The 19,742-nt window shown below is 47.3% G+C and carries 20 protein-coding genes and 1 pseudogene; 6 read left to right on the top strand and 15 right to left on the bottom strand.

Going from position 1 to position 19,742, the window contains the following annotated elements:
• The 6 genes from ribD to JEU20_RS11505 all read right to left on the bottom strand — a co-directional run bounded on the left by ribD (position 1) and on the right by JEU20_RS11505 (position 4,851).
• Positions 1-1,089: a bifunctional diaminohydroxyphosphoribosylaminopyrimidine deaminase/5-amino-6-(5-phosphoribosylamino)uracil reductase RibD gene (gene ribD, locus JEU20_RS11530; protein ID WP_198246254.1), complete on the bottom strand. Its 1,089-nt coding sequence runs from the start codon at positions 1,087-1,089 to the stop codon at positions 1-3.
• Positions 1,086-1,538 (bottom strand): transcriptional regulator NrdR, encoded by a 453-nt coding sequence (gene nrdR, locus JEU20_RS11525; RefSeq protein WP_198246252.1) that lies wholly within the window; start codon positions 1,536-1,538, stop codon positions 1,086-1,088. The genes ribD and nrdR overlap by 4 nt, the downstream gene beginning before the upstream one ends.
• Before the next feature lie 92 nt (positions 1,539-1,630).
• Positions 1,631-2,806: an NnrS family protein gene (locus JEU20_RS11520; protein WP_198246250.1), complete on the bottom strand. Its 1,176-nt coding sequence runs from the start codon at positions 2,804-2,806 to the stop codon at positions 1,631-1,633.
• A complete protein-coding gene (locus JEU20_RS11515; RefSeq protein ID WP_198246249.1) occupies positions 2,799-3,599 on the bottom strand; it encodes a ferritin-like domain-containing protein in 801 nt (266 codons plus the stop codon). The genes JEU20_RS11520 and JEU20_RS11515 overlap by 8 nt, the downstream gene beginning before the upstream one ends.
• Positions 3,600-3,604: 5 nt before the next feature.
• Positions 3,605-4,360 (bottom strand): PEP-CTERM/exosortase system-associated acyltransferase, encoded by a 756-nt coding sequence (locus tag JEU20_RS11510; RefSeq protein WP_198246247.1) that lies wholly within the window; start codon positions 4,358-4,360, stop codon positions 3,605-3,607.
• 17 nt (positions 4,361-4,377) lie between these two features.
• Entirely contained in the window at positions 4,378-4,851 is a 474-nt protein-coding gene (locus JEU20_RS11505; protein ID WP_198246245.1) for a cyclic nucleotide-binding domain-containing protein, read from the bottom strand.
• A 907-nt stretch (positions 4,852-5,758) separates the two neighbouring features.
• Between JEU20_RS11505 and JEU20_RS11500 the strand changes: the two are divergent.
• A pseudogene (locus JEU20_RS11500) lies at positions 5,759-6,506 on the top strand (IS5 family transposase); the annotation flags it as partial.
• A 10-nt stretch (positions 6,507-6,516) separates the two neighbouring features.
• On the opposite strand, the gene JEU20_RS11495 reads toward JEU20_RS11500, so the two are convergent.
• Genes JEU20_RS11495 through trxB form a run of 4 tightly spaced genes read right to left on the bottom strand, consistent with a single transcriptional unit; the run spans position 6,517 to position 10,414 of the window.
• Complete coding sequence (locus JEU20_RS11495; protein ID WP_198246243.1) at positions 6,517-8,049, bottom strand: thymidine phosphorylase family protein; 1,533 nt, start codon at positions 8,047-8,049, stop codon at positions 6,517-6,519.
• Between the two features lie 2 nt (positions 8,050-8,051).
• Positions 8,052-8,753, bottom strand: coding sequence for an arginyltransferase (locus JEU20_RS11490; RefSeq protein ID WP_198246241.1), 702 nt, complete (start codon positions 8,751-8,753; stop codon positions 8,052-8,054).
• Positions 8,750-9,445 carry a leucyl/phenylalanyl-tRNA--protein transferase gene (gene aat, locus JEU20_RS11485; protein WP_198246239.1) on the bottom strand — a complete coding sequence of 232 codons (696 nt, stop codon included), beginning with the start codon at positions 9,443-9,445 and terminating at the stop codon, positions 8,750-8,752. The genes JEU20_RS11490 and aat overlap by 4 nt, the downstream gene beginning before the upstream one ends.
• A gap of 9 nt (positions 9,446-9,454) precedes the next feature.
• Positions 9,455-10,414: a thioredoxin-disulfide reductase gene (gene trxB, locus JEU20_RS11480; RefSeq protein ID WP_198246237.1), complete on the bottom strand. Its 960-nt coding sequence runs from the start codon at positions 10,412-10,414 to the stop codon at positions 9,455-9,457.
• A 199-nt stretch (positions 10,415-10,613) separates the two neighbouring features.
• Here trxB and JEU20_RS11475 point away from each other — a divergent pair, with 199 nt between their 5' ends.
• From JEU20_RS11475 to JEU20_RS11460, 4 genes are all read left to right on the top strand, one after another.
• Positions 10,614-12,890, top strand: coding sequence for a DNA translocase FtsK (locus JEU20_RS11475; protein WP_198246235.1), 2,277 nt, complete (start codon positions 10,614-10,616; stop codon positions 12,888-12,890).
• Position 12,891: 1 nt separating this feature from the next.
• Positions 12,892-13,077, top strand: coding sequence for a hypothetical protein (locus JEU20_RS11470; protein WP_198246233.1), 186 nt, complete (start codon positions 12,892-12,894; stop codon positions 13,075-13,077).
• 217 nt (positions 13,078-13,294) lie between these two features.
• Positions 13,295-13,546 (top strand): ribbon-helix-helix domain-containing protein, encoded by a 252-nt coding sequence (locus tag JEU20_RS11465; protein WP_198246231.1) that lies wholly within the window; start codon positions 13,295-13,297, stop codon positions 13,544-13,546.
• Positions 13,533-13,820 (top strand): type II toxin-antitoxin system RelE/ParE family toxin, encoded by a 288-nt coding sequence (locus JEU20_RS11460; RefSeq protein WP_198246229.1) that lies wholly within the window; start codon positions 13,533-13,535, stop codon positions 13,818-13,820. Before JEU20_RS11465 ends, JEU20_RS11460 begins: the two co-directional genes overlap by 14 nt.
• A gap of 150 nt (positions 13,821-13,970) precedes the next feature.
• Here the strand turns inward: JEU20_RS11460 and JEU20_RS11455 are convergent, their stop codons facing one another.
• The 4 genes from JEU20_RS11455 to JEU20_RS11440 all read right to left on the bottom strand — a co-directional run bounded on the left by JEU20_RS11455 (position 13,971) and on the right by JEU20_RS11440 (position 15,642).
• The gene (locus JEU20_RS11455; protein WP_198246227.1) at positions 13,971-14,270 is read right to left on the bottom strand and encodes a type II toxin-antitoxin system RelE/ParE family toxin; all 300 of its coding nucleotides are present in this window, start codon (positions 14,268-14,270) and stop codon (positions 13,971-13,973) included.
• Positions 14,264-14,443 (bottom strand): hypothetical protein, encoded by a 180-nt coding sequence (locus JEU20_RS11450; RefSeq protein WP_198246225.1) that lies wholly within the window; start codon positions 14,441-14,443, stop codon positions 14,264-14,266. Before JEU20_RS11450 ends, JEU20_RS11455 begins: the two co-directional genes overlap by 7 nt.
• Before the next feature lie 114 nt (positions 14,444-14,557).
• Positions 14,558-15,151: a hypothetical protein gene (locus tag JEU20_RS11445; protein ID WP_245395236.1), complete on the bottom strand. Its 594-nt coding sequence runs from the start codon at positions 15,149-15,151 to the stop codon at positions 14,558-14,560.
• A 14-nt stretch (positions 15,152-15,165) separates the two neighbouring features.
• Positions 15,166-15,642, bottom strand: coding sequence for an FKBP-type peptidyl-prolyl cis-trans isomerase (locus JEU20_RS11440; protein WP_198246223.1), 477 nt, complete (start codon positions 15,640-15,642; stop codon positions 15,166-15,168).
• A 71-nt stretch (positions 15,643-15,713) separates the two neighbouring features.
• Between JEU20_RS11440 and greB the strand changes: the two genes are divergently transcribed.
• Positions 15,714-16,232, top strand: coding sequence for a transcription elongation factor GreB (greB, locus tag JEU20_RS11435; RefSeq protein ID WP_198246221.1), 519 nt, complete (start codon positions 15,714-15,716; stop codon positions 16,230-16,232).
• A gap of 4 nt (positions 16,233-16,236) precedes the next feature.
• On the opposite strand, the gene dnaE is transcribed toward greB, so the two are convergent.
• Entirely contained in the window at positions 16,237-19,728 is a 3,492-nt protein-coding gene (gene dnaE / locus JEU20_RS11430) for a DNA polymerase III subunit alpha (RefSeq protein ID WP_198246219.1), read from the bottom strand.
• Positions 19,729-19,742 lie beyond the last annotated feature (14 nt).

Genomic DNA, 19,742 nt, shown 5'->3' with positions numbered 1-19,742 from the left:
TTATTTTTGAGTTAAGGTGAGTCGTAAATCCGGACCAATTTTCCGGACATCATTAAACACAAGTTGATGGCGCTGAGCCATTGTTTCAAGCTGAGGCAAATGAAAAAGTCCGCGCGCCTGGTCGCCCATCACGCAAGGTGCCATATACACCAACCACTCATCGATCAGCCCGCTTTCCAGCAAGGCCGCATTCAAAATTGCCCCCGCTTCCAGCCAGACCTGGTTAATGTGCTGTTGCGCCAACCATTTGAAAACCGAGTGTAAATCCAACGTGTTATCCTTTGAAGACAGCTTAAAAACTTCGGCACCGGCCTGCTCCAACACCTGTTTTTTATCGGTATCCGGGCTTGTTGTAATAATCCAGACGGGGGAGTCGAGGTGTTTGAGCATTCGCGCGCCGGGCGGCATTTTCAAGTGGGAGTCGAGCACAATACGAATCGGCTGCTTAATCTCAAAATCGACCCGCGCGTTCAGCAATGGATCATCGGCCAGGACTGTGTTGATGCCGGTTACAATGGCACTGCTTTCGGCGCGCAGACGGTGTACATCGGCACGCGATGCAGCCGAGGTTATCCATTGACTTTCGCCGGACGCCATTGCTGTTCGTCCATCCAAGCTCATCGCCAGCTTGCTACACAGCCACGGCAGACCGTGTCGCATACGTTTGATAAAACCGGGATTTAAGGCTTCGGCATCTTTTTGCAACACACCGACTTCGACAGCTATCCCTGCCTCACGCATTTTTTGCAGGCCACGTCCGGCCACTTGTGGATTAGGATCTTGCATGGCAACAACCGCCCGAGCAATGCCCGCCTTTATCAAGGCTTCGCAACAAGGCCCGGTGCGACCATGATGGCTGCAAGGTTCGAGCGTCACATAACAGGTTGCACCCTCCGCATCACTCACCTGATTGAGGGCAACGATTTCCGCATGGGGACCGCCGGCATACTGGTGCCAACCTTCGGCAATCACCCGGCCATCTTTAACCAATACACAGCCTACGCGAGGGTTGGGGTCTGTGGTGTACCAGCCGCGTTTGGCTAAGGCGATGGCCCTGGCCATAAATTCATAATCGGTGAATGCGTTCATTTGGCTTTGAGTTTGGCAATCATGTCGGTAAATTCGCTGACATCTTCAAAACTGCGATAAACCGAGGCAAAACGGATAAAGGCAACCGGGTCAAGCTGACTGAGTTCTTTCATCACCACCTCGCCTAACTCCCTGGCCTTAAATTCCCGTTCACCAGTACGGGTCAATGTTTTTTTAATACGACTGATGGCCGCTTCCACCTCATCAGCCTTAACCGGTCTTTTTTCCAGCGCGCGCTGAATGCCCGCACGAAGTTTGGCTTCATTGAAGGCTTCACGCTCACCATTTCGCTTGACGATTTGTGGCAGCGATAACTCCGCCACTTCATAGGTGGTAAAACGTTCCTTGCAGGCAACGCATTCCCGGCGTCGTCTAACCTGGTCGCCTTCACCGGCAAGGCGGGAATCAATAACCCGAGTATCTTGAACACCACAAAACGGACAACGCATGATTTCAATCAGTTATTTAAAGAACAACAACGCCCAAGCGTTGAAAAACAAATATTTATTATAGGCTGCGGCGAGCTTTAAGCAAAGGATTATCAGCCAGGCTGCCCATCAACTCGAGGTGATGTCAAAATTGGGCTGTAAACCAGAAAAAACAAGGCAAAGGCGGCTAGCCAGATATAACTGGAAATCAACAGCCATGTATCATACCCTGCCGGAAAAACGGAAGGCAGTAAAACACGGAACAGCGCAGCTAAATTGATCAACACAAAGCCCACAGCAATCGCATTCGATGCCCTCAAGACACGACCTGTATGACCTAAGGCAACGCGCGCCATCATGCCTAAGGTAATCACACCGATACCGCCCACGGTAAAAGCATGTAAGGCGACAGAATAAGACACGACGCCATACGCCGACAGCGCCAGCATGGCAAATCCTAATAAAATCCAGGCATACCCTAAATAAAGTACCCATAACAGGGGGACATACCATATTTTTGGATTATACCAGCCCCAAACCCGTGCTAGATTGACGATCAACGCTAATACGGCGACGGTTGCCAGCAACGCACCTTTAACACCGACCAAAACCAGTCCGAAACTGACGACGGCGAAAGCGACACCAGCGATATCCAACGCCGGATTCCGAATAGCCATCACGCCCTTGAGACCGCGCTCGGTAAAAAAAGGAAATACGCGGCCCGCCAGCACCAAAATCATGCTTAAAATAACCATCACGACCAGGGTGATTCCTTGCCAACCTGTATTGTCTGTGACGCCTAAAATTTCCAGATGCAACAATCCATTACCTGTCGCCATCAACGCCAGCATCAAAATAAATATCAGATTCCGGTAATTTGCAGCCGCCAATAACGGACGGCTGATGAGCCAGGCCAACCACGGCAGAAAAGCAAAATCAACCGCAGCAATCAAAACATCGGGAATCAACTCGGAATAAAACGGCATAATCCGCCCATAAAGCCAAAGCAACCCTAAGCCCGCCAGTTGATCTGGCGTGGTTGTCTCCCGCCCGGTCCAGTTTTTAACCGCCGTCAACAAAAATCCGGCAATAACTGCCGTGGAATAACCCAGCAACATTTCATGGGCATGCCAGTAAACGGTCGGAAAATACAAATCGGTATGCAGTCGGCCATCGTAAATATTATTCCACAAGCTTATCAGTAACAACGCCGACAAGCCTGCCAACAGGAAAAAGGTTCGGAAGCCAAGAGCAAACAACGGATAATTAAAGATGGGCTTTTTATTCATGCAGCTGTTCCAACCAGTCAATTTCATCAGGAGTGAAGCCTGCAATTATACGCATTTCCCGATTAAAAGGCCCCTTTGGTTTGCCAATATAATAATCATTCAATAATTCCCGATAAGTTTGTTCAAAATCTTTTTGTTGCTGGCGGCAAAAAAACTTGAACCAGAAAGAACCTGTTTTGACATGCCCAATTTCATCGTGAAGTATTTTAGAAAGAATATCGACACTGGTCTTATCGCCGATGTTTTGAAATTTTTCGATCATCGCTGGCGTAACATCGAGACCACGCGCCTCCATGCAGCGCGGCACAATAGCCAGCCGTGCCAGCAGATCATCGGCACTGTCGATCGCATGGTTCCATAACCCACGATGTGCAGGCAAATCACCATAATCGACGCCAAATTGCCGAAGGTGGTGTCTGAGCATCTGAAAATGTTCCGCTTCTTCTATCGCCACCTGCAACCAATCCCGATAAAAGGCTTCTGGCAATGGTCTAAACCGATAAATAATATCCCAAGCCAGATAAATGGCGACAAATTCAATATGTGCCAGGGCATGAAAAAACGCCGCTTTACCTTCCAGACTATTGAGACTCCGCCTTGGCATTTCCCGCGGCGGTAACAAAACTGGGCGGGCGGGAAAACAAACTTCGGTTACAGCACGAACGGGACAATCAAACTCCAGGTTTAAAGCGGTTTGGTCGAGTATCTTTTGAGCGGCTTGGGTTCGTTCAATTACCTGTTCCCGGGTTGACTGGTATAAAATAGATTCGGCTAGATTAAAAAGAGTATCCATTCAGCTCATAACTCGGCGTCACTGTATTGTTGCGCCAATTGTCGATAAATCCAGTCATATAAATCCCGTAAATCCGGCTGCATATGGGTCAATGCCGACTCGGTCTGAATAAAATACGGCGCTCTAATCCCGCGATAATCCATATCAAACCCCACTTTTTCAAAAATAATGCCCGAACGCTTCATCATGCGCGGCAAAAAAGGTTCCATCATCGCAAATACATTGGTTTTGCGGCTCAAATCAGTCATCGCCGTCGCTGCTAAAAAAGCTGCAATCGCAATCAAGGAAAAGGTGCGCCGTTCTTGATGCGTAACATCTAAGCCATCAACTTCACCGAATCGCGTCAGTTCTTCTCCACTCCTGCGGCGGAAAACGCGATCGACAGCCAGTCTGGAAATTTCACACACTGTTTTACGATCCAGATTCATCTGTTCAATCTGTTGTTGATCCAGACTCTCTGCACAATGTTTTTCCAAAGGCAGCAACCTGAATTCACCCTGAGCATAGGCTGGCACTAGCCGCACACAACCTGCTGGCAAACCACTATCCTTATGCATAATCAAACAATGCAGAGACGTATCATCATACTCATCCTTTTCTTCCTGATCAGGATACAATTCAACCGGCTCATAGCCAAATTCATCACAATAAACGCGATAACGCACATGATAGACTTTGCTTTTCAGCTCAGCAGTTGTCGCTAATTGCACTGCAAAATAATGCTGAAAGCTGGTGGTTAGTTTAATTTTAGTATCGCTCATTCTGACATCTCCACCCCTCACCCTAAGTGCTTTTCAATATCATGTACTTTTAATCCCCAGGCCATCAGGTTTTCTATGCGTTGATTGGCAAGATCCAGACGCGAACTAATCACCTCAAACATTCCTTTGTAGAACAAATAGCCCTCGACAGGATGGTCATCCAGAAAAACGCTGAGTTTTTGTCCGTCAATTTCCAAGGCATCCACTTCGGTTATTGCCGTCACCGTCGCCATCCGCACCTGCTCTTGATGCAAACACATTTCGCCAAATACAGCACCAGGGCCAAACTCACAAAACCCCGTCTTGATTTTTTTGTTTTCCAACGCCACACTTCCGGTTACTTGCACTTTCCCAGACTCGATAATAAACAGGGTTTTTCCGGTCTCGCCTTGTCGAATAATTTCGCTATTCGGTAAAAAATGCTTTCGAGACCAGGCAATATTTTGTTTAAATTGTGGTGACTGTAAAATTTTTTTTAAAACATGTTCCAAAACAGATACCTTATTCCAAACTTAAAATGTAACTACTCACCCCCCTCTAAAAAGCAGGTGTAGGTTGTTGATTTATCAGGCTTGCATAACAGGGATGTTATGCAGAACTACATGGATGTATTCACGTGTCCTGATAAATCAATGGCCTACTCCGGCTAAAACACAACCGGGTGAGCAGTTACCTTAAAATAACCTTAAGAAAGTATAGCGCAATACCCTCAAAACTACCTGCCTTAAATTACCGGAAGAATCGACCATGGCCAAAACATCCTCAACCTTTTGCTTTCAACAGCTGCATATTGATGTCTCTCGCAATGCGACCGATGATTTCAATCTGTTCCATGATCCACACAAATGGCATGAAATTCGCCAAAATCCTTTTCAAGGCCCTATTGTTTTAGGCTTCCAGCTTGAATCATTGATTGAAGGTCAACTTGCAGAACACCGAAAAAACAACGAGGATTTAAAATGCATCATCGAACACAATTTATCCTACAGCAATTACCAGTTTAACTTCGCCAATGCTGTCAAACCCGGCCAACACGTCAATGTGGAAATAAGACCCGCTCAATTTAAAAACAATATCCTGAGCAATCGCGTTATCGTAAAAGCCGATGGCAAACTCGCACTCACGGGCTTCAAAAAAGAATCAGCCCAGCCTTTGTTTTTACCTGCACAGGATTTTTCAGCATTTCCAGATTTAAAACAGCATCCCGACCGCAGCTATATTAGCGACACTGGCTTTTTCCTGAAACGTAAATTCATGAATACCAGTAACGCCAAAAACTTTTTATGTGGATCATTTATCGATCAATCACAATATTTTGACGAATTAAATGATAAAGCCAACTTCCCGGAAATATTTCCCAGCAGTCTGATTTCTTGTGCCTTGCTAGGGGCTGTTGACTGGTCTCGTAAAGAAAAACTGATGGGTATTTTTAACGCCTTGGTTGTTGATCCAGACCTGGAATGGGAATTTATTGATGGGAGTATTGTGAAAGCACATCAGCATAGTAGTGGTGCGGCCTGTGAACAAGAAACAGCGATAGGGAAATCTGTCGCCGGGAACACCAGTAAAATTCATATGGCCGTTGATGCCTGTGGTCTTCCTATTCATTTCTCAGTGACAGGCGGCGAAGTTCATGACTGTAAAGAAGCACCGAAATTAGTTGCAGAGCTCCCAAAAGGTGACTATATAGTTGCTGACAGAGGCTATGACAGTGAAGCATTACGTCTTCAAATTAAAGACAAAGGGGCTGTTCCTGTTATCCCAAGAAAAAAAGAATTCAACTCGGGGAAATGATGAAATGGATTGGTGTCTCTACAAATATCGCCATCTCGTTGAAAATGTGTTTGCAAGACTTAAGCATTTCAGAGCGATCGCCACGCGATATGACAAACTCCAACAGCCCCTAGAACAAGCCATGAAAAAACACCATGATTTTAAAAACAACCCAATGGTCTATACCCAGCATAAAATCAGTATCGATAAAAAACTACTTGCCCAGCTCAAAAGCAATATGGCCTTGCATATCCTAGTACGAGAGTGCAGCGACCAGAACGATAGCTATGAATGCTATGGTTTGATTCAGCAGAATTTAATTTTATTCCGCGGCTTAATAGGCCTAGCTTCGCTAGAAAGTATTGTTAAATAACGCTGAAACATTATTCAATCAAAGGCTCAAGCACAGAAGTCGCTTCACCCATGCGATAGCCATTGTTTTGCTGTGCTAATTTTTTCGCGAATTCAAAATCAGCCGGAAACTCAGCATAGATGTAATAGAGTGTTTCGCCTTTTGTCACGGCATCGCCCAGTTTTTTGACCAGATCGACGCCTGCTTTTTTATCCATTGGCGCACCGGCCAAACGAGCGATTTTGGCCATTTGAAAATTGTCAATATGAGTGACAATACCATTGTCCTCTGCTACTACCGGATAACATAAATGCCCGGGTGTCAGATCAATTTCTTTAGCGCCTTGAGCCTTGATCAACTGTTTCATTTTGGCACAAGCCCGGCCAGATTCCAGGATATCTCTTGCAATCGCATAACCTTGTCCGCCACGCACATCGGGATCAAACTCGATGATACGCCCTGCCAGTTGCAATGATTTCTGACGCAAATCTTGAGGCAAATCGGCACTATTATTCAACACCTGCATCACATCACGCGCTTCCAAAACAGGCCCGATACCGCGCCCGACCGGCTGCCGGCCATCAGTAATCATAACCTCTAAATGAATATTCAAGCGATCGCCAACGAATTCGAACAATTTACGCAATGCCAAAGCTTGACGCATTTGCCTGACTTTAGCCGTTGGACCCACAGGAATATCAATCAATAAATGAGTGGATCCGGCTGCTAATTTCTTGGATAAGATTGAAGCGACCATTTGACCTTGCGAATCGATCCCTAACGGCCGCTCAACTGAAATCAGCAAATCATCAACAGGTGCCAGCCGAGCCGTACCGCCCCAAGCTAAACAACCACGCTCTAAATGCACAATTTCCTGCAGCTGCTCCGGCGTTAGATTGACATTTGCCAACACTTCCATGGTATCGGCGGTTCCAGCTGGCGAGGTGATGGCGCGACTGGAGGTTTTTGGAATCAACATACCATGTGCGGCGACAATCGGCACCACCAACATAGACGTCCGATTCCCTGGAATACCACCGATACAATGCTTGTCAGCGACTAACGGCTCATGCCAGTCCACCCGGTCCCCCGACTCCAGCATGGCCTGCGTTAAATACAATAATTCATCCCGATCCAGATTATTTTGTCCGGTAGCCACCAAAAATGCCGCCATTTCCATTTTGGAATAACGCATTTCAACAATATCGCAGGCAATATCCGAAAAATCCTGCTTGCTTAAGCGCTCACCATTAATTTTACGCCGCACCGCATCCATCGAACGTGGTGGCTCAGCATGATTGACAGCAACTTCCGTACCTTCGTCAGCCCGCATGTTCTCGAAAGCCTGTTCCGACAATCCTAACTCACCTGGCTGAACAATGGCATCATCATCGACCACATTCAGAACTGCCATCACGCGCTTACCATCGGTTCTGATCTCAATTTTTGATAACGCCTGAAAGCCTTCGGCTCGATAAACAGGGCATTGCCGATTCAAATAAGCGACATTTTCGTGATAAGTGTCGATATCGACCCGACGCAATTTTAATGTTTCAGCAACCATCGTCATTCTCCTGCCATGCGCCAATGTTGGCCAATTAATACTTCCAGCGGCTTATACTGGCTTTTATAACTCATTTTCGGGCACTGTTCGATCCAGTATCCCAGATAGACATATTCCATACCGTGCTTTTTGGCATAGTCTATTTGCCACAATACCCCATAGGTGCCCGGGCTGAAATGGGCTAAGTCGGGTTCAAAAAAGGTGTACACGGCGGACAATGCGTCGCCTAAAAAGTCAACGACGGCAACAGCCATCAGCTGATCTTGTCGCCAAAACTCAACAAAACGTGTATCACACCATGAGCTGCTTAAAAAACGGTTATATTCTGCTTCATCCACCTCGGCCATAGAACCACCGGGATGTTTGAAGTTTTGATATTTGAGATATAAATCAAAATGCCGCGGATCAAACTGAGCATTTTTTATGATTGTGTGCGTATCATGATTCTTACGCCAGCAGCGCCGCTGCCGTCGGTCGGGTTTAAACCTGGATACAGGAATCCGTGCAGAAAGACATGCTGTACAGGCTGGGCACTTCGTCGCATAGACATCATCACCACTGCGCCGGAAACCTTTTTCTATCAAAAGTGAATAGACAGGCGTATTGACAGGATAACTTGGATGCACAAACACGGTCTGCGCCGCTTGGTCATCAAGATAACTGCATTCATGCGGTTCGGTCAGAAACAAAGGTACCGAAATCATCTCTCTTTCCAGGCTTGCTCAGACACGTTGGCAGAACAATAGTGCTGTAACAAGGCGTTAAATTGCGAACGCGGTATCTCTTTAGCGCCTAAGCTCAACAAATGCTCGCTGCGAACCTGACAATCAACCAACTGATACCCCCATTGCCGTAGCTGCGCCATCAAGGTAACAAATGCAACCTTCGAGGCATCAGTTTGGCGATGAAACATGGATTCACCAAAAAACACCTGTCCTATTGCCACACCGTACAACCCACCGACTAGCACATCCCCTTTCCAGACCTCCACTGAATGCGCGAAATGATGCTGATGTAATCGTTGGTAAGCCTCCAGTATCTCTTCGGTAATCCAAGTTCCAGTCGTATTTTGCCTCGGCGCAGCACAAGCCTTCATGACATCTACAAAACACCTATCATAGGTCACCTTATAAATGCCTCTACGCAGCGTTTTTTTTAGGCTACGGGAAATTTTTTCTTGCCCCGGCACAATCACCAGCCGCGGATCGGGTGACCACCATAAAATAGGTTCGTTAGAATTGAACCAGGGAAAAATGCCGTGTTGATAAGCATTCAACAAACGTTGCATAGACAAACAACCACCAACCGCCAACAGTCCATTCGGTTCAATTAATGCCGTCTCCGGGTCTGGAAATGGCTGTTGCGGATCAAACGGGTTGAGCATCTGTAACGGCATCTCCACGACTTATTGTTCGTCCAGAGCATCCAGATATTTTTCCGCATCCAGCGCTGCCATACAGCCGGCACCGGCTGAGGTTATGGCTTGTTTATACACCTGATCCATCACATCACCGGCCGCAAACACACCTTCCACACTGGTCGCTGTAGCATTTCCCTTCAAACCACTGTTCACCACAATATAGCCATTTTCCATAGCCAACTGGCCTTCGAACATGGCCGTGTTGGGTTGATGACCAATGGCAATAAAGACACCATGCACATCCACATCCTGAGTTGAAGCATCCTGGACATTTTTGACCCGAATACCGGTTACCCCCATATCATCACCAAGCACTTCATCGAGCACATGATTCCACAAAATTTCGACATTGCCGGTTTTAGATTTCTCAATCAGTTTATCGGCCAGAATTTTTTCTGAACGAAACTTATCACGTCGATGTACCACCGTGACCTTTGAGGCGATATTGGATAAATACAACGCTTCTTCCACGGCTGTATTTCCGCCGCCGATTACCGCAACGGGTTTATTTTTATAGAAAAAACCATCACAGGTTGCACATGCTGAAACGCCTTTCCCTTTAAAGGCTTCTTCAGAGGGCAAACCCAAATATTTGGCTGATGCCCCAGTCGCAATAATCAACGCATCACAGCTATAACTGCCCGCATCGCCTTGCAACATAAACGGACGCTGTTTTAAGTCAACGCTATGGATATGGTCGAAAATGATTTCTGTTTCAAATCGTTCGGCATGGCGCTGCATTCTCGCCATCAGTTCTGGCCCTTGAACACCATCGGCATCTCCCGGCCAATTATCGACATCGGTTGTCGTCGTCAACTGCCCGCCTTGCTCCATACCGGTAATCAAAACCGGTTTCAGATTAGCCCGCGCAGCATAAATCGCGGCGGTATAGCCGGCCGGCCCAGAACCTAAAATCAATAATTTGCAGTGCTTTGTTTCAGCCATTTCCTTATACTCCATTTAAACAGTCAATTTCTCATTATACGGCGTATAAGTAGCGCATTAAACCCTGCCAATCATCCACAGTAGTCTTTTTCAACCCAACGTAGCTATCATCACCGTCACAAGCTAAGAATCTCTTAAGGTGAAATATTCGATAAATAATCTATAATGATGTTTTATTAAACATTTCTTGTAGCAAATCATGGTTGCAGTCATCGAAAAAGAAACCACCATACGCGGTTTGCGTGAAGTCGCTTTTTTATTTTTTGCCAGTCTAGCGCTATTTTTTTTAATTTCCCTGGTCACATTCAGTCATGAAGATGCCGGCTGGACCCATAGCGGCACCTCTCCTGTTATCAAAAACGCCGGTGGTGTCATCGGTGCTTGGTTATCAGACTTTAGCCTCAGTTTTTTTGGCCTGATGGCTTTTTTATTTCCAGTTATGTTGTTCTGGCATGGTTATCTGACCTACACCCAAGCTAAACGGGAAAACAACCGTTGGATACTAGCCATCCGCTGGAGCGGCTTTATTGCCACCATCCTATCGGGTGCCGCACTGTTCTATTTACATCTATTGCGGGTTCCATTGGAACTCCCGACCACGACCGGCGGTATCATCGGCCAGGAAATCGGCGATTACCTGATTATCCTACTTGGCGATTCCGGCGCCACCCTGCTGTTATTAGCCATATTTTTAGCGGGCATTACCCTATTCACCGGCTTATCCTGGTTTGGCGTAATGGACAATGTAGGCAAATTAACCTTGATCATCTGTCGTTTTCTAGCCAAAAGAGGACAGGATTTTTGGCAAAACCGGCGGCAAAAACCGACTATCGCCCCCAAAAAAGTGCAAAAATCTGCCTCTGCCGCAAAAGAAAAACCGACAAAAAAATCAAAACTCAAGATTGCACCCAGTCTGAATACAGTTGAAGTCAGTAAACGCAGCATCAAAGAAAAACAGATCGATTTGTTCGATGAAAAAAACCTGGCAGGTGCGCTGCCCCCCTTGTCTTTACTGGAGAAACGAGAAACCAAGGTCAAACGCTATTCCCAGGCCGAACTGGAAGATTTGTCCCGCATGGTCGAAGATGTTTTACAGGATTACAACATCGTCGCCGAAGTCGTCGCCGTATTGCCGGGGCCTGTTATTACCCGTTTTGAATTGCAACTGGCGGCCGGCGTCAAAGTCAGCCGTATAACCTCGCTGGCCAAAGATTTAGCGCGAGGTTTGTCGGTGACCAGCGTCCGGGTGGTGGAAGTGATTGAAGGAAAATCAGTCATCGGTCTGGAAATTCCCAATCAGGAACGTGAAATTGTACCGCTCCAGGATTTATTGGGTTCTAAAGCCTTCGAAAAAGCCCGCTCCAACCTGACCCTGGCGATGGGCAAAGACATTTCCGGCAACCCGGTGATGGCAGACCTTGGCAAAATGCCGCACGCGCTGGTGGCCGGCACCACAGGTTCCGGTAAATCGGTGGCGATCAATACCATGATTTTAAGCCTGCTGTACAAATCCACACCGGAACAAATCCGGCTGATCATGATTGACCCTAAAATGCTGGAACTGTCGGTTTATGAAGGTATCCCGCATTTACTGACACCGGTGGTCACCGACATGAAAGATGCGCAAAATGCCTTGCGTTGGTCGGTAGCGGAGATGGAACGACGTTACAAGCTGATGTCGAAACTCGGCGTCAGAAATATCGCCGGTTACAATCAATTGATCAAAGAAGCCAACGCCAAAGGTGAGCCCATTGCCGACCCTTTATTTCAAAACACCGACCCATTAGCGGACGAGATTGAAATCCCCACCCTGGAAACGCTGCCCAGTATTATCATCGTAATCGACGAATTAGCCGATATGATGATGATTGTCGGTAAAAAAGTCGAGGAATTGATCGCCCGTCTGGCACAAAAAGCCCGGGCTGCCGGTATCCATCTAATTCTGGCCACACAGCGCCCCTCGGTTGATGTGTTGACCGGCCTGATCAAAGCCAATATCCCGACGCGGATTTCCTTTCAGGTTTCATCACGAATTGATTCACGCACGGTGCTGGATCAATCGGGCGCCGAAGCATTGCTGGGTAATGGTGATATGCTGTTTCTGCCCTCCGGCACCAGTATTCCGATTCGTGCCCATGGCGCATTTGTCGATGACCATGAAGTTCACCGCGTGGTCGAATTTCTGAAAAAAACCGGCCCGGCCAATTATCTGGACGAAATCACCCAGGAGCGCAGCGACAGTGGCGACATCAGCACCGGGAGCGACAGCAGTGACCTGGACAGCCTTTATGATGAAGCCGTGGCGTTTGTCACCGAATCCCGAAAAGCCTCGATTTCCAGCGTGCAACGCCGCTTTAAGGTCGGTTACAACCGAGCTGCCCGAATGATCGAGGAAATGGAAGCCCAGGGCGTGGTCAGCTCACCTCAGGCTGGCGGCAGCCGTGAAGTCATCGCCCCTCCTCCTCCGAAGGATTGATATGAATCCCTATATCACTGGCTTGGTCCTGTTATTATCGCTTGCCGCCCTGATCAGCCTGCTACTATGCAGAAAAAAACCCGTCGAACCCGGCGTTAAGCTGATGTTGTTTGTTCTCTATTTTTGGGGCATCGCGTTTATCGAAACTGGGTTGTTTGCGTTGGGGTATTTTCTGTTTTACCGCTAAAAAATCGTAGGTCGGGTTAGGTGTCAGCCGTAACCCGGCATTCCAGCATCCGTTTCGTTCGTTGGGTTACGCTACGCTAACCCAACCTACGAGTTGCGTTGACATGAAACTAATAAAGAAGTGCATGGATGGAAAATACTGTTTTTTGTTTAATGTAGTTCTTATGTGGTGTAATATTGATTTTAATGTGGTGTAATTATTTATGGGGGGTGACGTTATGGTCAGACAAAGCATTTCGATAACAACACCGAATGATAAGTGGCTTAAAGCGCAAGTTGAAAGCGAAGAATATAGCAGTAAAAGCGAAGTCATAAACGACCTCATACGAAAAGCGCGTGCGCAACAAAACGAGATTGACTATATCCGTGCCAGACTCTTAAGAGCTGAAAATAATGGCTTTACAGACAAAACAGCCGGAGATATTCTCGCGGAGCTCAAGGAAGAAGCGCGTCGTAATGGGGACTTATAGACTTTCAGCCGAAGCCGAAGCGGATTTACGCAGAATTTGGTTATATGGCTTTCATGAATATGGTGAGACACACGCTGATAAATATTATAACGGTCTCATAGAACACTTTGAGAAAATCGCGGATCAGCCTTATCTTTATCAAGCCGTTGATTATATTCGTGAAGGTTATCGGCGTAGTGTTTATGGCGCAGATAGTATTTATTATCGTATTAACAGCGATGTTGTTGAAATCATGGCGATAATAGGTCGACAGGACATAGAAGAAAGATTTTAATGTAACCGTTTATGAATTTTTTTGGGCTAGCACACCACACTCCAGCAACATTAGCCCGTAGGTCGGGTTAGGCATCAGCCATAATCCGACATTTCGGCATCGGTTGCGTTCCGTTGGGTTACGCTACGCTAACCAAACCTACAAGCTATTTTATTGCTCTCTCGAAACATCCGCCACCTTCAAATCCCGCCGCTTATGCGCCACGGCCAACACAAAAATGCCCTGGCTTTTGATCTCGTAGATGACTCGGTAGGAATACAGCGATAGTTCCCTGATAGCTTCATCATTCACTTCCGGTACTTTCTTGCCCATCTTTGGCAAATCATCCAGCACATCCGTTTTCTCCCGAATATCCTGCGTAACCTTCTTGGCATAGTGCTTCGAGTCGTGGGCAATAAAATCATGGATCGAACGTAAATCAGCCTTGGCCACTTCCGACCAAATCACCATGAATCAATTTCCCGCTTGAGTTCCTCGCTGGTGATGACTTTTCCTTGTTCCACCACTTCCTGACCCTTCCTGATCTTATCCAGCACATAAAGCCGGTACATGATCTCATCCATATCGGTATTTTCCGGCAGTTGCTTAATGGTGTTGAGTGCTTCCTGTTTAGCTGTTTGCATAATAGATTTCTCACTGTAATAAATTAGTCAGTTCAGACAGACGCATGCCGTAACCCGACACTTCGGCGTCAGTTGCGTTCCGTTGGGTTACGCTACGCTAACCCAAGCTACAAGCTATTCGGTTTGGCTTATTTTAAGCGCCATCGACTCATCGGAATTTCGCAAGATCAGTTTTTTGATGTGTTCCTGCGAGTAATTCCCCATGTCATCCATTTCGCCGATCAAATCCTGCCGAATCCGTATGGTCAGACTGGCCAAGGCCATCGAGATTTCGGTGCCGTTATCCTGAATCGTGCCATTGGCGACACAATCGGTTAACACTGCCAGAAAATTATGAAATTCGTTCAAGACTTCGGGCGATGAAAAAATCGCCAGCCGATGCATGATAAAACGCAGTCGAATCAAGTCCTGGCAATCAATTTGCTCTACCAAGGACATCGCTTCGATACGGTCGATCAACTCTTCATAGGTTTTGGTTTTCAGCTCGATGAATTTGATGCTTTGTTCTTTTTCGATTTCAACCGCTGTTTGTTGATTCAGCAATAATGCGGTAATCAAAACCGTCGCCACCGTCCCCAGAATAATCAGAACGATTTCCTGGGTAAATGGCATTGAATCGGTTACTCCATAGGCGTAACGTAAAAAAGCATAGCCGCCGACAACGGTGACCGCTGTCAGCAGCAGTAATACCAGCTTTTTATTCGTCAAAGCCTCCTTTCTCATCAATGCTGACAGCCTTCTCCATGCACATGCCCATGTGCCAGTTCATCCTCGGTCGCTTCTCTGACATCGGTCACTTCCACATCAAAGGTCAACGCTTCACCGGCTAACGGGTGATTGCCATCAATGGTGACTTCATCGCCATTGATGGCAATCACGGTAATAATGCCAGGGCCGTTACTGACCTGGGCCTGAAACTGCATGCCCACTTCCACTGGCATGCCATCAAACATACTTTTAGGCACAACCTGAATCATTTCGGCCTGTTTTTCACCATACGCTTCTTCAGCCGGAATGGTCACGGTAAATTTGTCACCGACATCTTTGCCTTCCAATGCATTTTCCAGGCCCGGAATAATATTGCCTGAGCCGTGCAAATAAGTTAAAGGTTCTGCACCAATGGAACTGTCGAGTTTATCCCCCGCATCATTGGTTAAGGTATAATGAATGGAAACTGCTTTTTTATCTGAAATTTGCATAATATCTATTGGGAAAGAGCATTGCTCTGTAAAAAAACCTACTATCATAAAGCGTTTTAAAGCAAAAGAACATGGCCCGCTGGAAACCACCCTGCCCAAAATCATCGCCCTATATCACAGCACAAGGCTATCAGCGTCTGGAAAGCGAACTGAATGAACTGTGGGAAAAACGCAAGGCAGTCACCGCCGCATTATCTGCCGCCGCCGCGGAAGGTGATCGCTCGGAAAATGCCGAATATATTTATCGAAAAAAAGAATTACGCGGCATCGACCGGCGCATCCATTATCTGCAAAAACGCCTGCCTTCCCTGACTGTCGTCAGAGATATTCCCGCCAATCAAGATCAGGTTTTTTTTGGCGCGTGGGTGACACTGGAAAAAGAAGATGGGGAAAAGGTTTATTATCGCATCGTCGGTGCTGACGAGATTGATGGCCAAAAAGGCTATATCAGTCTGGATTCCCCGTTAGCACGCGCCTTATTGAAAAAAACTTTTGATGATGAAGTGCGCATTAAAAGCGGTGATCATGCCGCCGTGTTGTATACCATTATCGATATTGATTACAGCGCATCGTCAATTCCAGATGAATAAAACCTTAGCGATACGCTATGGTTGCCGCCGTCTCACCAAACAGATGACATAAACGCTTCAGTAGTTCGTCTTCTGGTCTGACGCGCCAGGCATCGCCTAATTTGATCGTCGCCCTGGCCTGACTGGATTGATATTGAATCACGATCGGCGTCTGTCCGCCACAGAAGGGGCTGAGTGTCTGTTTCAAGTTTTCAAGCTGCTCCCTGCCCTTTTGTTGTTCTGAAACATTCCATTTAAGCAGAAGATGGCGGGCAAACGCTTCGCGCGCTTGCTCAATGGTATAGACTTTTTCTGCTGTGACACGCAACATGCCAGAAAAATCATCCATCGCCATGCCACCTTCAACCACTAAAATGGCGTCGTTTTTCATCACTTCGCGATATTCCTCATAGACTTTACTGAAAGCCGCCACTTCCAGCCTGGCGGTGCGATCGTCCAGCGTGGCAAACCCCATCATTCTGCCTTGTTTGGTTTGTCGAGTACGCATTTCGACCACTAGCCCCGCCACCCGGCCTTCCAGTTTTCCTTTACTGCGTTCTGCATCAGCCAGTAAATCGGCAATACGGCCATGGGTGATCGCTTTGAGTTCTTGCTCATATTCGCCAATCGGGTGTCCGGTTAAATACAATCCCAGCGTTAGTTTTTCATGTTGCAGACGTTGTTTTTCTGTCCAGGGCACGGTTTTGTCGGCATAGTTTTCCTGATGGGTTTCCTCGCTATCGGCTTCCACCACCAAGCCAAACAAATCGGTTTGCCCCGCCTGTCGCATTTTATCGTGCTGTTCGGCCACTCTGATTGCAGTACCCAGTTCCGCCAGGTGTGCGGCGCGATTGGGGTTGATCGAATCCAATGCGCCGGCTTTGATCAACGCCTCCAGAACCCGACGATTGACTTTACGCAATTCGACCCGCTTGCATAAATCATAGAGCCCGGCAAACTTGCCGTTTTGTTTGCGCTCTTCCAGCAAATCTTCAATTGCCGCCTCGCCCACGCCTTTTATCGCGCCAATGCCATAAACAATCTCTCCTTGTTCATTGACCGTGAAACGATATTCGGAAACATTGATATCGGGCGGACAAACCGGCAAGCCCATTTGTCGGCATTCTTCAATCAACACCACTACTTTGTCGGTGTTATCCATATCCGAGGACATTACCGCCGCCATAAACTCGGCTGGATAATGCGCCTTCAGCCAGGCGGTCTGATAGGCGACCAGTGCATAGGCGGCGGAGTGGGATTTATTGAATCCGTAGCCTGCAAATTTTTCCATCAGGTCAAAAATATAGGTGGCAATGCCTTCATCAATCCCGTTATTGACCGCACCTTCGGTAAAAATAGCCCGCTGTTTGGCCATTTCTTCCGGCTTTTTCTTCCCCATCGCCCGCCGGAGCATATCCGCACCGCCTAAGGTGTAGCCCGCCATTTCACGGGCGATCTGCATCACTTGCTCCTGATACAAAATAACGCCATTGGTCGGGTTTAAAATAGGCTCCAGCAAAGGGTGAGCATATTCGGCTTTGGCACCATGTTTGACCTTGATGTAATCATCGACCATACCCGATTCCAGCGGTCCCGGACGAAACAATGCCACCAGGGCGATAATGTCGTTGAAACAATCGGGTTTGAGTTTTTTGATCAGATCCTTCATGCCACGCGATTCCAACTGGAATACTGCCGTGGTCTGGCATTTTTCAAACAAGGCGTAGGTTTTGGGATCATCCCGCGGAATCTGGCTGATATCGACCAAAGACTCACCGAGCTGTTGTTTTTTACGATTGATGGTTTCCAATGCCCAATCAATAATGGTCAACGTTCTCAAGCCTAAAAAGTCGAATTTGACCAGGCCAACCGCTTCCACATCATTTTTATCAAATTGGGTGACCAAATTGCCGCCACCCTCCTCACAATACAATGGGGTAAAATCGGTCAACTTGCTGGGGGCAATCACCACGCCACCGGCATGTTTCCCTGCATTACGGGAAATGCCTTCCAGCGATAAAGCCATATCGATCAGAGTTTTGACATCTTCTTCTGCGTCATACAGTTCTTTCAGTTCAGCGCTTTCTTGCAGCGCCCGGGTCAACGTCATGCCGATTTCAAATGGAATCAGCTTGGCCAGCCGGTCGACAAAACCATAGGACAAGCCTAATACCCGGCCAACATCGCGTACCACTGCCTTGGCCGCCATCGATCCATAGGTGATGATTTGCGACACCTTTTCCCGGCCATAATGGCGCGCGACATAATCAATTACTTCATCACGCCGCTCCATGCAGAAATCGATATCGAAATCAGGCATCGATACCCGTTCGGGGTTAAGGAATCGCTCAAATAGTAAGTCAAATTCAATCGGATCAAGATCGGTGATTTTCAAAGCGTAAGCAACCAGTGATCCAGCACCAGAGCCTCGGCCTGGCCCGACCGGAATATCATGATTTTTGGCCCACTGGATAAAATCGGCCACGATCATGAAGTAACCGGGGAAGCCCATCTGGATAATTACATCCAACTCAAACTGTAACCGTTCCTCGTAAACCTTACGGTTTTCATCTTCTGAGCCCTTGCCAAAAGGTGGATGTTGTTGCAAACGCTGTTCCAGGCCTTTACGCGCCTGTTCGGCAAAAAACGTGTCTAATGTCATCCCTTCCGGTACAGGAAAATCCGGTAAAAAGTTTTTCCCCAGCGTCAGTTCGACATTACATCGTTTGGCAATTTCCACGCTGTTTGCCAACGCTTCAGGAATATCGGCAAACAAGGCTTGCATCTCTTCACTGCTGCGCAAATATTGTTGCTCGGTATAATTTCTTGGCCGCCGGCTATCATCTAGTACACGCCCTTGGTGAATACACACTCTGACTTCGTGAGCGGCAAAATCCTCTCGCTTCAAAAAACGGACATCATTGGTGGCAACCACCGGCAAATCCATCTGAGCCGCCAAATCGACTGCTGCGGCAATATACTGTGCCTCATTTTGTTTGCCAATGCGCTGTAATTCCAGATAAAAACAATCGGCAAACAATTCTGACCAAAAAGCTGCCCGCTGGCGCGCCAGATCCTGTTTATCTTGCAACAGGGCGCGGCCTACGTCCCCTTCCATCGCGCCAGAAAGCGCAATCAGTCCATCATGGTTCTGCTCCAGCCATTCTGTTCTCAGCATTGGAACGCCTAAATACTGGCCTTCCTGATAACCTTTTGAAATCAATTCGGTCAAGGCAATATAACCCTGTTGATTTTTTGCCAACAGGGTTAATCGGTAAGGCAAATCTGGATCTTCAGGATTGAACAAATAAATATCGCTGCCGACAATCGGCTTGATGCCGGCGGCACGACTGGCGGTATAAAACTTGACTAGGGAGAACAGATTGAATTGCTCGGTCAATGCCGCCGCCGGCATATTCATATCGCCTAAGGCCTTAACCAGCGGTTTTAAACGGACAATCCCATCAACCAGGGAAAATTCGGAATGGATGCGAAGATGTACAAATGCGGGTTTCATAGGCGGGCTATTAT

It is taken from the genome of methane-oxidizing endosymbiont of Gigantopelta aegis, assembly GCF_016097405.1.
Classification (GTDB): domain Bacteria; phylum Pseudomonadota; class Gammaproteobacteria; order Methylococcales; family Methylomonadaceae; genus Methylomarinum.
This window is presented reverse-complemented; position numbering and strand designations above follow the sequence as displayed.

Excerpts from the sequence above, each read along its gene's own strand:
- JEU20_RS11510 (WP_198246247.1), bottom strand. The coding sequence starts at position 4,360 with ATGAGCGATACTAAAATTAAACTAACCACCAGCTTTCAGCATTATTTT.
- JEU20_RS11520 (WP_198246250.1), bottom strand. The coding sequence starts at position 2,806 with ATGAATAAAAAGCCCATCTTTAATTATCCGTTGTTTGCTCTTGGCTTC.
- dnaE (WP_198246219.1), bottom strand. The coding sequence starts at position 19,728 with ATGAAACCCGCATTTGTACATCTTCGCATCCATTCCGAATTTTCCCTG.
- aat (WP_198246239.1), bottom strand. The coding sequence starts at position 9,445 with ATGCCGTTACAGATGCTCAACCCGTTTGATCCGCAACAGCCATTTCCA.
- JEU20_RS11470 (WP_198246233.1), top strand. The coding sequence starts at position 12,892 with ATGAATCCCTATATCACTGGCTTGGTCCTGTTATTATCGCTTGCCGCC.
- ribD (WP_198246254.1), bottom strand. The coding sequence starts at position 1,089 with ATGAACGCATTCACCGATTATGAATTTATGGCCAGGGCCATCGCCTTA.
- JEU20_RS11490 (WP_198246241.1), bottom strand. The coding sequence starts at position 8,753 with ATGATTTCGGTACCTTTGTTTCTGACCGAACCGCATGAATGCAGTTAT.
- JEU20_RS11455 (WP_198246227.1), bottom strand. The coding sequence starts at position 14,270 with ATGGTGATTTGGTCGGAAGTGGCCAAGGCTGATTTACGTTCGATCCAT.
- JEU20_RS11465 (WP_198246231.1), top strand. The coding sequence starts at position 13,295 with ATGGTCAGACAAAGCATTTCGATAACAACACCGAATGATAAGTGGCTT.
- JEU20_RS11440 (WP_198246223.1), bottom strand. The coding sequence starts at position 15,642 with ATGCAAATTTCAGATAAAAAAGCAGTTTCCATTCATTATACCTTAACC.
- JEU20_RS11450 (WP_198246225.1), bottom strand. The coding sequence starts at position 14,443 with ATGCAAACAGCTAAACAGGAAGCACTCAACACCATTAAGCAACTGCCG.
- nrdR (WP_198246252.1), bottom strand. The coding sequence starts at position 1,538 with ATGCGTTGTCCGTTTTGTGGTGTTCAAGATACTCGGGTTATTGATTCC.
- JEU20_RS11460 (WP_198246229.1), top strand. The coding sequence starts at position 13,533 with ATGGGGACTTATAGACTTTCAGCCGAAGCCGAAGCGGATTTACGCAGA.
- JEU20_RS11515 (WP_198246249.1), bottom strand. The coding sequence starts at position 3,599 with ATGGATACTCTTTTTAATCTAGCCGAATCTATTTTATACCAGTCAACC.
- greB (WP_198246221.1), top strand. The coding sequence starts at position 15,714 with ATGGCCCGCTGGAAACCACCCTGCCCAAAATCATCGCCCTATATCACA.
- trxB (WP_198246237.1), bottom strand. The coding sequence starts at position 10,414 with ATGGCTGAAACAAAGCACTGCAAATTATTGATTTTAGGTTCTGGGCCG.
- JEU20_RS11495 (WP_198246243.1), bottom strand. The coding sequence starts at position 8,049 with ATGGTTGCTGAAACATTAAAATTGCGTCGGGTCGATATCGACACTTAT.
- JEU20_RS11475 (WP_198246235.1), top strand. The coding sequence starts at position 10,614 with ATGGTTGCAGTCATCGAAAAAGAAACCACCATACGCGGTTTGCGTGAA.